General features: G+C 57.8%; 12 protein-coding genes and 2 pseudogenes. 13 read left to right on the top strand and 1 reads right to left on the bottom strand.

Annotation, left to right across the window (positions count from 1 at the left end; translation table 11 throughout):
* The 9 genes and pseudogenes from ACR652_RS07855 to ACR652_RS07815 form a co-directional block, all read left to right on the top strand.
* Positions 1-130 (top strand): annotated as a pseudogene (locus ACR652_RS07855) (IS5/IS1182 family transposase); the annotation flags it as partial.
* 452 nt (positions 131-582) lie between these two features.
* A pseudogene (locus tag ACR652_RS07850) lies at positions 583-972 on the top strand (hypothetical protein); the annotation flags it as partial.
* A gap of 223 nt (positions 973-1,195) precedes the next feature.
* Positions 1,196-2,146: a slipin family protein gene (locus ACR652_RS07845; protein ID WP_434505962.1), complete on the top strand. Its 951-nt coding sequence runs from the start codon at positions 1,196-1,198 to the stop codon at positions 2,144-2,146.
* Positions 2,147-2,856: 710 nt separating this feature from the next.
* Positions 2,857-3,675, top strand: a complete 819-nt coding sequence (locus ACR652_RS07840; RefSeq protein ID WP_434505961.1) for a response regulator — start codon at positions 2,857-2,859, stop codon at positions 3,673-3,675.
* A 236-nt stretch (positions 3,676-3,911) separates the two neighbouring features.
* Positions 3,912-4,286, top strand: coding sequence for a hypothetical protein (locus ACR652_RS07835; protein WP_434505960.1), 375 nt, complete (start codon positions 3,912-3,914; stop codon positions 4,284-4,286).
* Positions 4,287-4,853: 567 nt separating this feature from the next.
* Complete coding sequence (locus ACR652_RS07830) at positions 4,854-5,339, top strand: ferritin-like domain-containing protein (protein WP_434505959.1); 486 nt, start codon at positions 4,854-4,856, stop codon at positions 5,337-5,339.
* A 358-nt stretch (positions 5,340-5,697) separates the two neighbouring features.
* Complete coding sequence (locus ACR652_RS07825) at positions 5,698-6,990, top strand: cytochrome-c peroxidase (protein WP_434505958.1); 1,293 nt, start codon at positions 5,698-5,700, stop codon at positions 6,988-6,990.
* Between the two features lie 11 nt (positions 6,991-7,001).
* Complete coding sequence (locus ACR652_RS07820; protein WP_434505957.1) at positions 7,002-8,132, top strand: metallophosphoesterase family protein; 1,131 nt, start codon at positions 7,002-7,004, stop codon at positions 8,130-8,132.
* Between the two features lie 83 nt (positions 8,133-8,215).
* On the top strand, positions 8,216-8,905 hold the full coding sequence (locus ACR652_RS07815) for a c-type cytochrome (protein WP_434505956.1): 690 nt from the start codon (positions 8,216-8,218) through the stop codon (positions 8,903-8,905).
* 741 nt (positions 8,906-9,646) lie between these two features.
* On the opposite strand, the gene ACR652_RS07810 is transcribed toward ACR652_RS07815, so the two are convergent.
* Positions 9,647-10,042: a DUF2267 domain-containing protein gene (locus ACR652_RS07810; RefSeq protein ID WP_434505955.1), complete on the bottom strand. Its 396-nt coding sequence runs from the start codon at positions 10,040-10,042 to the stop codon at positions 9,647-9,649.
* Between ACR652_RS07810 and ACR652_RS07805 the strand changes: the two genes are divergently transcribed.
* From ACR652_RS07805 to ACR652_RS07790, 4 genes are all read left to right on the top strand, one after another.
* Positions 10,041-10,277, top strand: a complete 237-nt coding sequence (locus ACR652_RS07805) for a hypothetical protein (protein WP_434505954.1) — start codon at positions 10,041-10,043, stop codon at positions 10,275-10,277. The genes ACR652_RS07810 and ACR652_RS07805 overlap by 2 nt on opposite strands.
* A 120-nt stretch (positions 10,278-10,397) precedes the next feature.
* Positions 10,398-11,318 (top strand): complex I NDUFA9 subunit family protein, encoded by a 921-nt coding sequence (locus ACR652_RS07800; protein WP_434505953.1) that lies wholly within the window; start codon positions 10,398-10,400, stop codon positions 11,316-11,318.
* A 318-nt stretch (positions 11,319-11,636) separates the two neighbouring features.
* Complete coding sequence (locus ACR652_RS07795; protein ID WP_434505952.1) at positions 11,637-11,870, top strand: hypothetical protein; 234 nt, start codon at positions 11,637-11,639, stop codon at positions 11,868-11,870.
* A gap of 516 nt (positions 11,871-12,386) precedes the next feature.
* Positions 12,387-12,749: a carbohydrate porin gene (locus tag ACR652_RS07790; RefSeq protein WP_434505951.1), complete on the top strand. Its 363-nt coding sequence runs from the start codon at positions 12,387-12,389 to the stop codon at positions 12,747-12,749.
* Positions 12,750-13,311: the final 562 nt, after the last annotated feature.

Raw genomic sequence — 13,311 nt, 5'->3', positions numbered from 1 at the left:
GGCGACACGATGCAGGCGGCTCGTCAAAGATTACGAGCGCTATGCTCAGACCCTCGCAGGCCTCCACGTCGTCGCCTTCGCATGTCTCATGCTCAAGCGCGCCGCAGAATTCATGCTCCAAGGTGCATAACACCCTCTAGGTTTGTATCCGGGTCTCGAGAGCCGTCTGGACCTTCTTGCCGAACGCATCTTCGAAGCTCGCCGAAAAGCAGGCCCCGCAAACGAGCTTGAGTTGATCGAGATGCGGGGAAGAGTCTCTGAGATGCAAGAACGATACGATGCATGGGAAAAGAGATTACTGGCATTAAACGCAGAGGGGTCTGGCTTATTTGCACGGCTGAAGGCCGGTATGGCTCAGGTCGCATTTGACGTAGATGCCTCCTTCCAAAGCTTCGGAAATCGACTAGACGCGACGTTCAGAACTAGCAACGCCCGCGACCGAAACCGCAGTGGGAAATGAGAGAGGGGCTATCATAACCGCGAGTTCTGAGATGGCTTAATGGCTCCGCCCTGAGGCTGGCCTAAGTAACCTGCTGTGTTCACAAGCGGGGGGTATCATAGGGCGCGGCTTTTTATCCAGGCCTCGAGAAGTCGAAATTCCACGATCTGGCGACTTGCCAAATGTCCGCGTTTGGCGGTCTGCTCCTGATTGAACTGCGCGAGGGGAAAGAGGCCGCCGCGCGTTTCATCAACAGTCCGGCGTTGGCGCGCCGCGCCGTCAGCCTGGGAGACGCCCAAACCTCAGTTCAGCACCCGGCCAAACATGACCCACGCAACTTATTCACGAGAGGAGCGATACGGGATCAGCGAGAGTCTGGTGCGGATCTCAGTCTGGCTTTAAACCCAGGCGGATATTGGAAGGGACATTCAGCAGGCGTTGCATGCAGCCTCGGAACCCCTGATCTCGCGGAAGCTGCCTGCCAGCCGAAGAGTCGAAAGGCTCGGGACCCTGCCCCGGCCCACACGGTCTGAGGCAGGACGCCAGCTTAGCTGGAATTTCTGCCATACTTAATGGGTCATGCGTCTCGACATTGAGCGGCCTGCCCTACCTCCGTGCTCCTTGATCGACCCAGCGCCACGGCTCAGAATCAGGCATCAGTCGATGCCATCTTTCCGCATCGCATAAACGCGGCCACAAGCATGCGCCGGTTCTATTGGCTCGATAGCGCCCGATCTGTTCGGGAGGAGAACCGAGATGAGAAACTCCAACGCCCTGCCTATCTTGATCTTCGTATTGCTGCTGGGCGCCGGCTTGAGCCTTTCCTACGCAAGTCTCGAGCTTGGCGACCCGCACAAAAGCGCGCTGATTGCCCTCGTCTCAGTAATGGCAGCCTTGATCGTCTCCTACTCGATTAAGATTGCCAACCAATGGGAGCGGGTCGTGGTTCTGCGGCTCGGACGCTTTAGCGCCCTCAAGGGCCCCGGGCTGTTCCTCATCATTCCGATCATCGACGTCGTAGCCTATTGGATCGACATTCGTGTGATCACCACCGCGTTCAAGGCAGAAAAAACGCTTACCAAGGATACGGTTCCGGTCGACGTTGACGCCGTGTTGTTCTGGAAGGTCGTCGATCCCAAAAAGGCGGCGCTCGACGTGGCTGACTATGAAAGCGCCATAAACTGGGCGGCTCAGACGGCGCTGCGCGACGTGATCGGCAAAACCATGCTTTCGGATATGCTGGAGGGGCGCGAGAAAATCAGCGCTGAACTCCGGCGGATTATCGACGTCAGGACCGAGCCCTGGGGCATCAACGTTATCTCGGTGGAGGTGAAGGACGTGCTGATCCCGTCGGCTTTGGAAGACGCCATGTCCATGCAGGCCCAAGCGGAGCGCGAACGCCAGGCGCGCGTCATCCTCGGCGACTCGGAGCGCCAGATCGCCGAGAAATTCGGGGAGGCGGCGAAGACTTACGCCGATAATCCGACCGCTTTCCATTTGCGGGCGATGAACATGCTCTACGAGGGGCTGAAGAAAGAAAACGCCACGATCGTCATCGTGCCGAGCACGGCCATCGAAACGATGCAGCTCGGCGGACTTGCTGGGGTAACGGCGTTATCGGCAAGCTTGAGTCAAAAGACAGCCTCTAAGGCAGCGGTCGGCCCTTGGTCCGGGGCGCCACCATCGGAACTAGCTTCGGAACAGTAACGCCGCTAAAGCGCAACTGGAAAGACGACCGCGCAGCCGCTGGCCGAAGAGAAGGCGACGGAAGCGCGCCGGGCGGCAGGCCGCGCCGCCGTGAAACTACAAGATCCGAGCCGGCGACACGCTCAGCAGCGTCGCGGGCAAGCTCTATGGAAATCCGGCTCGATGGCGGGAAATTGTCCTAGCCAATCCGAAATTCGATCCGCGTCGCCTGCGCGCGAAGGAAATCACAAGCTGCCGCAGACGGCGGATCGCGCGCGGGCTAGTCTAGGTAGAGGCGCGCGTTTTTCCTAGTAAGGCGCTACCTTTTTGGCTTCAGGCTCGACAAATAGGCGACCACTTCGTCGATCTCAAAATTGGCAAGCTGGGGATTGGGCATCTTCCCATGCGGTTTGCTGAGAAACTGGCGCAGAAAGGCCTCGGTTGTCGTTTGTCGGCCCGCGATCGAGAGAAAGCTCGGCGCCGGTTCCGAGAGGCGATGGCCAAGTATCGGGACAATTCAACTGCCGGTTTCTCCGCCGAGGGAGCGAGCCAGTTACCCCCGGATCGTTCTCGGTCGACACGAACAGCCGAAAGGCTGCGTGCATGCGTCTTCCCTGCTATCACTCTTTTACCTGTTCCTCCGGGTCAAAAGACGGTCACGCGGCCCTTGCTAATATCTTGACAGGCGCTTCATAAAAGAAATGCGGCTTTTAAGAAGAAACGGGAGTAGCATGTCGCACGTAGAGGGAGAGACAAGCGGCTGTCGCGTATTGCTGGTCGAGACTGATCCGCATTATGGGATTTCCTTCAAACAGGCAGTCGCGGAGGCGCGCTCCAATCTGAAGCTGGAGATCGAGCTCGAACATGTCGAAGATGGCTTGGCCGCGGTCTATCTCGTCTCGCAATATTATCTGACCGAGACCTTGCCGCACGCAGTTGTCGTCGACCTGGACATGCTTCATAGTAAGGCACGAGATTTCTTGTCGGCCCTCCGTAATCACCCCCTCCTCAAGGATTTGCCTGTCCTAGGGCTGACGAGTTCGACCGCGCCTGCGTTTTATGAAGAGATGACCGCAGCGGGGGTCGATAGGGTCTTTGCTAAGCCCACAGATCCCAGAGCGCTACTGCGCGTCGCGACAGAAATGCTCGGCTTGCATTGCCCCATCCCGGAAGATCAAAGTGATCGAGTTGCTCTGGCCCCACACGCAAAGTCGGCAGGGCTTGCGCCTGCGCTTACGGACTATGTTGCGGCGATGAACCTAATCGCCAAGACGACCAAAAACTTTTCCTGCCCGCCAGTTTACGTAAACCCAGCAGACGAAGGCAGTCATTACATTTGGGTAGAGGAGATACTGGAAGCAGCTGAAGGTGGCAACGATGTGCCGGAGAGGCGTGCCAGGTTCATTGAAACGCTGCGTCTCCTTTTCGAAGCATGGTGCGCAGGCGGGACGCCAGAGGGCGAGGAGCTGCGCAATCAAGCGAAATCCGCTTACCAGAAACTTTCGCGTGAGGAAAAGGAGCTTTGGGGGCAACAGGCGGCAACCCATTAGGTTCCCTGTATTAGCGCGAGTTAGCCACTTAGCAGCGTCGCCCTCTTTCGGCGGCTTGGCGGCAGCCGCCGTTGAAAGTTGTCAACGCAGCCGGCCATGATCGCATTGAGACAGGTAGAGACACGCCCTGCTCCCCCTCTCAAACCAAATGAATCCGTCCGCGCACGATCTAGTTTATGGCCTCTCAAGAAACTTGAGAAGGCCTAGCCTGCAAAGCACCGTCGGCGTTCGCACGCATGACGCTCTCTCCTTCTTCGGACATGGCCGCCCAAAGGTTTGCCCTTAGCTATATCCTTATGAAGGACGGCGTCGGTCGTCGTGTCCAGATTCCCCGCGGCGCTGCAAGAGCAACCCTTGTATATATTAGTTCAACTTCATATATCCCCAGCACACCCTCCCAAAGCGAGAAAGGCACGCACCCCACTATGGAGCAGAGCAACAAGCGCGCAAAATACGGTTTCGGTGAATTCAATCTCGGCGACGCCTGGCGTTATTATAGCGTCTCACTCAGCCGCATCCGCAGTGCCGCCCAGATGTTCGGCCAGCGCCATGGCATGAGGTTCAAGGTCCGGCAGCAGGGCAAGTCTGTCCTCATCGAGCGAGTGGCTTAATCAGGCCCGCTTCTTACTCTTCCTCCCAGACTTGGCCCGAAGCAATTCGGGCCTTTTTGTCATCGGCTAGTAACTCGATCGACGTCCGTATCCTTTCGGCCTTACGTCGCGTGCGCACGATCGTCCAAGGCGCCTAACTCGCCGAAACGAAGGACCGGGCGCTCGCCGTGGTTAAACGCACGGCGACGACCCTCAACACACCAAGGACACCAAGGCTGCGCCCATGCTGAGGCGTTCAAGTCGTGGCGTGTGCGTATCGCGAAACTCGACTGGGACGGAAGGGGGCGCTTCTTGGGCTTTGGGGTCAAGGTCGGCGAGCTCAAAAGGCCACGCCCCGGAAAGTCGAGGGTCCAGTAATGATTTTCGATCGCCAGCTTCGGCCAACACCCGCGGACCGTCGAAAGGTTCGGAAATGCTTTACATTGACGAAGTCGCCGACCACGACATTTACGGTGAGTGGGGCAGACGGGTGGCGTGTGTGTCGGGATTGTTAAGGCTTGTCGCAAGAGGATCGCCATGGCAAGGCGACATCCGTCGAACAAAACGGCGTCCAATCCCCTCGAGAGATTGTTCCTCCACGCGCTCGGGGACATTTATTCGGCGGAAAAGGCCGCGATTAAGGCGCTGCGGAATCTTGCCCAAGCGGCTTCCCTGCCCGGCCTTCAGGCGGCGCTAACGGCCCATCGGGATGAGACAAAAGCGCAAGTGCAACGAATCGAGAACGTTTTCGAGATGTTCGACACCAAGCCCAAATCGATTACGTGCAAAGCGATCAGCGGCATTGTCGATGAAGGAGAAGCGATCCTCGCCGAATTCGGCGATACAGACGCGTCCGACGCGGCCGTGATCTTCGTTGCGCAGGCGATCGAACATTATGAAATCAATCGTTTTGGCGCTCTCCGCGAGTGGGCGCAAGACCTTGGAAGGCCTGACGCCGCCCGCCTTCTTGCTGAAATGCTTGACGCCGAATACTCCGCTGACCAGATGCTGACGAAGATTGCCGAGGATCAAGCGAACGCCATCGCCGAAGGCGCGAGGCCGACATCAAGGTGAATTGAGAGGCGCGCTACCACTTCGAACTATCGGCGACCGCGAGGAAGATCGCGGTGGGACGTCGCGCGTGATTGGCAGCAGGGTTTGCTCCGCCCATCCTTGGACGCGTTCAGCCTATCGAGACATCTAACTAATGGCCCGGGCCAGACAGATCGAACCAGATAAACGTGATTAGACGCCGACGGCCCTGCGGACCGTCTTTTTGGTAAGTCGGGCCTCGAACATATTCTCGCGCGCTTTCGGAACGTCAACCATAGCGTTAGCGTTTAGGAGGCAGGGCTCAAACAGCCCACAGAAACCCCTTCGTCTCGCAGAACCTCGCAATATGCGTTGGGGAAAAATCACGATGCGAAAGCCAATGACAAAGCCACCGCTCACAATCATCGGCGCCGCCATTGTTGCGGGACTTTCAACCGGCGGCGCTAAGGTGTGGGATGGAGCAGTGAAGGCTGCCGAAAGTCAGTCGGCATCGAAGACCTTGGCGCTTCCGCTCGGCGTCTCCCCAGAGTTATATGCGGCGGCCATCGCGCGTGGCCGCGAACCGACACCGGCGCTCAGTTCTCTCGGCGAAAAGCTGTTCAAAGATAAACGTCTTTCCTTGAACGACTCTGTCGCCTGCGAGACCTGTCATGATCCGGCAAAAGGCTTCACCGATCATCGTGGCGCCGCAACCTCGGCGGGGATTGAGGGAAAGCTTGGGCAGCGAAACGCGCCGACCGTTCTGAACGCCATGTTTCAGGCATCTCAATTCTGGGATGGACGAGCGCCGGCCCTCGAAGATCAAGCCAAGCTTCCGATCATCAATCCTATCGAGATGGGTCAAAAACGCCCCGATGACGTCGTCGCCAAGGTGCGTAAAATCCCGGAGTATACCGCCGCCTTCAGATCTGTCTTCGGGGGCGAGGCGACCTACGACGACATCGCGCAAGCGATCGCCGCATTCGAACGCACTCAATATTCCGGCAATGCTTCCTTTGATCACTTTATGGCCGGCGACCCGAACGCGATCGGCGAGTCGGCCAAGCGCGGCTGGGCGTTGTTCCAGGGCAAAGGGCGCTGTAGCGCATGCCACGCCTTCAACTCGGTTTCGCCCCTCTTTTCCGACCAAAAGTTCCACAACATCGGGATCGCGGCTCATAAGCAAAATTTTGTCGACCTGGCTCGAAAGGCGCTCGCCATCGTCAAGACCGGCGACGTCAAGCAGATCGACGAACTCGCATTACAGACCGAATATTCGGAACTCGGCCGCTTCCTGGTGACCAAGAACCAGGCCGATATTGGGGCTTTCAAGAGTGAGACGTTGCGCAATATCGGCGTGACCGGACCCTATATGCATGATGGCTCGCTGACGACTCTCTGGGACGTGATGGACCATTACAACAAAGGTGGTGTCCCCAATCCGTTCCTTGACGGGGGCATGGAACGTCTGGCGCTCAGCGAGGCCGAAATCGACGACCTTGTCGCTTTTCTTTTTACGCTCACCGATGATCGATTCACCGCTTTCAATAAGACGGAGATGGCTCGGCAGACAGCGCTCAAGAACACTCGGTCACAGCGCGATGTTGACGTGGCCTTGGGCAAGAAGGGCGATCTCGGCGACGCCGCACCCGTTCCGGACCTACGCAACCCCGCAACAATCGGCGCGTTCTAGGAGACGAGCCCATGTCGAGCCGGCACAAGAGCGTTGAGACCAAGCATTATGAGGAACGAGAATCCCTTTTTAGAGGTCTCACGCGGCTTGGCGCGGTGTCGCGGCGCGGCTTTCTCCGGGTGGCTGGCGCTTCCGCCGGCGTCGCTGCGGCAAAAGGGCTTCTGGCTCCCCATAGCTTCCAGCTTGTCGAGGTGGCTGGCGCTGAGGAGTCGGGCGCGCCTGGGTTCAATTTTGCGTACATCTCGGACACGCATCTCTACACCCGGGATATCAATGACCGCTTCGTCCGCTCCGCCTTGAAGGCCGTCGCGGACGTCAACGCCCTCGATCCGCAACCTGACTTCGTTCTTTTTGGCGGAGATCTGGCCCAGCTCGGCCAGAAGGAAGAACTCGCCCTCGGCGCCCAGATACTCAAAGAGTTGAGGGCGCCCGTGAAGATGATGGTGGGCGAACATGACTGGTTCCTCGACATGGGCGAACAGTGGCGGGCTCTCTTCGGGGCGCCGCAATATTCCTTTGATCACAAGGGGGTGCATTTCGTGACGCTGATGAGCGTCGAGGAGAAAGATTTCTGGACCGCTCGCGGGATGACGCCGATGGAACGCATGCAGACTGTCGCCGGGCTAGATAACGGTGTTCAGTCGCGCTTCGAGGTTGGCGCCGCAGGACGAGAATGGCTGAAGCAAGACCTCGCAAAAATCGACACGAAAACGCCAGTCGTCGTCTTTTCGCATTCGCCCCTCTACAAATATTACCGAAACTGGAATTTCTGGACGGAAGACGCCGACGAAGTTCAGGCGATCTTGGCGAGATTCGACAAGGTGACCGTCATTCACGGTCATACGCACCAGCTCCTTCTCAATCGCATCGGTAATATCAATTTCTACGGGCTTCTTTCGACAGCCTGGCCGTGGCCTTACGCCCCGGAGGGCCTCCCGAAGCTTACAGTCCAGATGAACCGCGCCGATCCTTTCAATGCTTTCGAAGGTTGCGGCGATGGCCAACTCGACGTGCTCACCTCGGGAATGATCGACAAGGTCTACAACTTGTGGAACCGCGACCCCGTCACCATTCGTTCGACTTATCTCATATCGAACGGCGCCCGAGACCGCCCGCCGGCTACGACGCTTTCGAGCTATTAGCATGGAGCGGCACAGTTTGCCTGGTAACTCGCCCTCGTTCCGCGCCGCGGAGGACGCTGGAAATCTTCTAAGGAGACTAAGACGTGCGTCTACCCACCCCTCTCGGGCTTGCCCTCAGCATTCTTTCGGCCTGCCCCGTCCTCGCCGGGGATGAAGCGCCCCGCCATAATCTTCCAATCCCGCAAGCCGGAAATCGCGTTGTCGGCCTCTGCGACGGCGAGACTTCGATTGAGGTCCCGGGCGTTAAACCGGGCGATTCAATGACGCGCGAAGAGGCGCAGCGGGTTGCAGACGCGCTTATGCAAAAATGGCGAGGCAAGCATCCGAATGCAGAATGGGTTGTCGCACAGAGCATGACGCTGCCCTCCCCGCAATCAGAGGGCCGCGCGACTGCTCCCGCCACCCCGCCGAAAAGCCAGTTCCAAACCTACGGCGCCTTCACGGATCGTGACAGGCAAATCTGGCAAGAGTCGACGGACAAGCTGGTTGCAGAGGGCAAACGGATTTTCCACGACGCCAAGGCGTTGGGCGGAACCCACGCTATCTCCTGCGATATGTGCCATCCTGACGGCGCCAATACCCATCCGGAAACCTATCCTAAATATCAGGTCCAATTAGGCCGCGTCGCCCTGCTTCGCGACATGATCAATTGGTGCATCGAGAACCCCATTCGTGGCAAGCCCTTCGCCGACGACGATCCGCGGCTGAAGGCGCTCGAGGCCTATATTCTGGCGCAGCGCAAAGGCGTACCTCTGGATTACGGTAAGCATTGATATTTCCGTTTGCACATCCCATCAAAAAACGCACTGCGTCCAAAGGCTCCTCTTTTTGCCACGGGCGCTCGGGCGCTCAGCTCTTAAGAGCGATAACGGACGATTTTCCAATGGACCGACGCATTTTTCGGAGTCAGCATCTAGTTAATCGCAGGCGAGGGCGGGTAGGCGCTCAGCCTTGATCGAGCGGGACCTCGAATATCGCCGCGATAAGCCGGAACCACTCCTTTTGAAGAGGGGGAAGCATGCAAGACTTGACGCCGCCGGGTCTTACGGCGACCTGCCTAAGGTCGCAGGCGTTGTGAGGAATTCGTTGCAGAGATTCCAAGCACGCGAACACCAACAACCCATTTCTGCGCAGGACGCGGTTACGCGAAGGCCAAGCGCGCCGCGTTCCTGCCAATAGCTGGGAATTTCCGAGATTTTCGTTGGGCGAAGTCGTTCGGCCCCGTCAGCGGCCCTCGCGACGGGGCCTTTCCATGCCAGGCTAATTTAGTCCCTTGGAAGCGTCGATCCCTATCAAGGCGCAAGGCGCTCTCGCCCTGCTCTACTGTTGACCGAGAGTAGGCGCGCGCCGGCGTCTTCGAGGCGCAGCGCGGGCAATGGGGTTCCCGTCGCCTGCCACTGGGCCTCGAGCGCACGGTCGGTTGACCTGGCCTCAGGCGAGCTTGAGTTTAAAGCAGCCACGCCCTGGACTGGTCGGGTCGAGGCGCGCCCAGCACTCCGTCGAAGGGATCGGGCTTAAGCTGGCCACAACGCTCGCAAGGAGTTCGGCGTCACAGCGCGCAAATCTTCTAGTTCGGCCGCCGGCACGCGCTGGGCGAGCAGCGCAAGGACGGTGCGAGCCACGTATTCGGCGTCAATGCCAGAATCGCAATGCACGCCTTCCCGGACCCGTTCAAGGAACGCTTCGCGGGTCTTGAGCGCGCTGTATTTGGACATGCGCCAGCCCTCATAGTAAAGCCCGCGCAGAAGAAGCGTCAGGTGGTCGCCGAGGAAAACCGCCTCGTGCGCACGGAGGCTGTCACGCAGCGCGTGCAGCGTCACGACAAGGCTTTCTAAAACTTTCTCGCGGTTGCGCCATCCGAGGCGTTGCGCCAGCTCGGAGATCCACTCTTCGGCCGCAGGGGCGGCCATGCTGAATTCTTGGATGTTAGCCATCGCTCAAGCCCGCACCTTATTCGTCGAATCTAATATTGGGCGTGGACGCTTCAAGAACGTCTCCTCGCCTGTCGATTTTTGGTTTCGTTACGCGATAGCGGCCCCCGTTTTCTCGAGATTTGAGCACTTTCGATTTGCGCGGGATAATCTTTCCGACTACCGTGCTAGCGGTACGGCAGATGCCGACACCACCTTCCAAGGCGGCATCTGAGGTGTTTTTACAAGCCTTGCTGACGGCCATGCGACAATGCGCGCGCAGTTGGCGCGCGATGCAGCCCACCATATTTGTATGATGCGCGCTGCTATGACTTAAGCAGGGCAAATCTGAACCATGACGACCACAGAGGACCGCTCCATCGCCGTATTCGGCGGAACCGGGTTTCTCGGTCGCCAAGTGGTTTCGCATCTCCGTAAGGCTGGGTTTCCTGTGCGGATTGCATCGAGGCATCCGGATCGGAGCCATCCGTTGTTGGGTTTTGCTGATTCGCAACTTTGCTCGGTCGAGGCAGACATACGCGACGAGCGGTCAATCGCCAAAGTAGTTGCCGGCGCTTACGGTGTCGTGAATGCGGTCAGTCTATACGTCGAGCATGGCCGTGAGACCTTTCATTCCGTCCACGTTGAGGCGGCTCAACGATTAGCAGATCACGCAAGCCGAGCCAGCGTGGAGCGACTCGTCCACGTTTCAGGAATCGGCTCTGACACCCGCTCGCGTTCGCTCTATATCCGTAAGCGTGGCGAAGGCGAGTTGGCGGTTCGGGCCGCGTTCGCAGATGCAATTCTCATTCGCCCGGCGGTGATGTTCGGACCGGACGACTCCTTCCTCACCACCATCCTCCAGCTCCTCCGCCGGCTTCCAATATATCCGATGTTCGGGCGCGGTCTCACGAAGCTGCAGCCGGCCTATGTGGAGGATGTGGCGGAAGCAATTGCCAGGGCATTCCATCGGACAGACTTAAATGCAACCACCTTCGAGCTTGGCGGTCCTCACATCTACACCTACGAGGAACTACTCAAGGTTATTGCACACGAAGCCAAGCTCAGGCCCATGTTAATTCCAATCCCTTTCGCCGCTTGGCGCACACTGGCTCGGTTCGCGGAAATGCTCCCGAGCCCGCCCGTCACTTGCAATCAAATAGAACTGATGCAGGTCGATAACGTGTCGTCGCCAGAGATGGCCGGCTTTGAAGATTTCGGAATTTCCCCGCGCTCGGTCGAGGAAATACTCCGTGGGATATTGCAAGGTCACTAATCAAAGACCTTTTCCCGATCCGCTCCAAAGGTCGCCGCCGGTCCGCAAGCATCTCTATCGGCTCAGGACACTTTGCGGGCGGGCGACACTACCGCCGTCGGGGTTGATCGCCTCCTGCTCGACTTCAGCGGCGCCGCTCTCGTTGATCGCCATAGCAAGGCCCAAGAAGGGGGGGCCCAGCTTGGCCCGCGGTAGTGGATGGCCATCTAAGCGACACAACCAGCGACACGCTTCCCTCTGGCTTTCCAAGCCACTAGCCAAGATGAAAAACTAGCATAGATGGAAGAATGAAAGTCAGCCCCATTGGAGGGTGTTGCGATGATGTCCGTCGAGCAAATCTTAATTCGAGAGTTTCACTTGAGGTTTCCAAACACCAAATCTATCGTCGCCTCAGTAAATGCAGATGATGGGCGCATGTCGGTCAGTGTCGACGGCAAAGAGTGGATTCTGAGTGCCGCGCGGCTTGGCGACGAGATTCTGTTTTGCTCGGGCCCGGAGAAGATCACCTTTCCATTTCCCGACGACTGGCCGGCGGAAGTTTTTGCCGGATAAGCGGAGCGTGCGATCTAATCGACATCGATGCGGTAATTTAAACCGCACCCGGTTTTCCAGGCACGCAGCCAAGCCCGAAATCGGTAATGATTGCTCGTTTCGCTCCTGCCTAACCGGAAAAGCAAATAGCCGGCTGATACGAGATACACACACGGATCGACCTCCGTGTTTGTGATTCGGCGTTCGCTTTCCGGGGCCTGGGCAAATAATCCCTCAGCCCCGAGAGAACGGTCGATTTCGAAGGCGGCGTCAGCGCAGAACACCCACCAATGCCCTTCTAGAAGAATTACCCGGATGAGGCGATCGTCAAATCGTAGTTCCTCGACCTTCGCGACCAAAGGAAGGGCTGCGTTCAATTGGCGAAGGCCGCGCAACGGCGTGGGGGCTTCGGTATCCGAAAAGGGGGTACGACTCCAGCATTTTGCTTCGTGCGAGGTTACCTTTAAGCCAGTGATTCTGTTGCATGACTTAGAGACGATTTCGAAGCGATAGCCGTAAAAGACAAACGCCTGTCCAATGTCTGGGATGGCGCAGGCCTCGCAAATGAGAACGCCTGCAATAGTTGCGGCGTTTTCGCCGGGTCTCGTGGCCGACGGAACGGCCTGGGGACGCGAAGACGACGAGATCGGCGTCGCGGGCGCGCTCAGCGGGCTTATGGGCGATCATGTCCGTTATCTGGCGCTTGGTGGTCCCGGCGTGTTCATTAACGACGGCGCCCTCACCTATGGGGGCGAGAAAAATTTAGAAGCCTATTATAAGCTTGGCTTCGGAAAGAACCTTGACGCGACTTTTGATTACCAATTGATCGTCAATCCTGCACACAATCTAGATAGGGGTCCCGTCAATTTATTTGCTATCCGGCTTCGCGCGGCATTCTGAAAAGTAAGAGGGCGCCCGCCAGCATGCAGGAGAACAGAGATCATTGGGTCTCGTCGGTTGGTTTTGTCTCCTCGGTGACGCATTGACGTTTCTCGCAAGAAGCTTTCGTGTCATGCAGGCTCGTTCCCAGACAGAATGGGTAGCGTTTGATAAGCGCTTCTCGAGCTAGGTCTTTATGACTTGAATTTACCGCGAGGTCTGACTGGCAGGGAACAGATACCAGATCGCAATCCTTCTCGGACATACATTTGAACCAATCAGAGGGTAAATCGGCCTCGAGTCGAATGCGCGCATCATATTCGTCCAAATGGTGCGCTGCTGCAGATTGGGCTAATAGGCCTCCAACCGCTAGCAATACCGCGAGATATGTCTTCATTTTTCTTCCGATGCGCCGCGGTCGAAAAAAACTAAGAGACCGACCTCTAGTGTCCTGACTCTCAATTGCCGCCCAAAAACTCAAGCGGCGTGGGCTTTGTCGAGCGCCGCGCGGGCCCGATGGATTTTTTCGAGGATAGCCTCGCCTTTCGCCTTCCATTTATAGGGACGCGGATTGGCGTTGCGC

The sequence above is a fragment of the Methylocystis sp. genome, from assembly GCF_051061225.1.
GTDB lineage: Bacteria > Pseudomonadota > Alphaproteobacteria > Rhizobiales > Beijerinckiaceae > Methylocystis.
The sequence above is the reverse complement of the archived record's forward strand: the minus strand, read 5'-3'. Positions and strand labels throughout refer to the sequence as shown.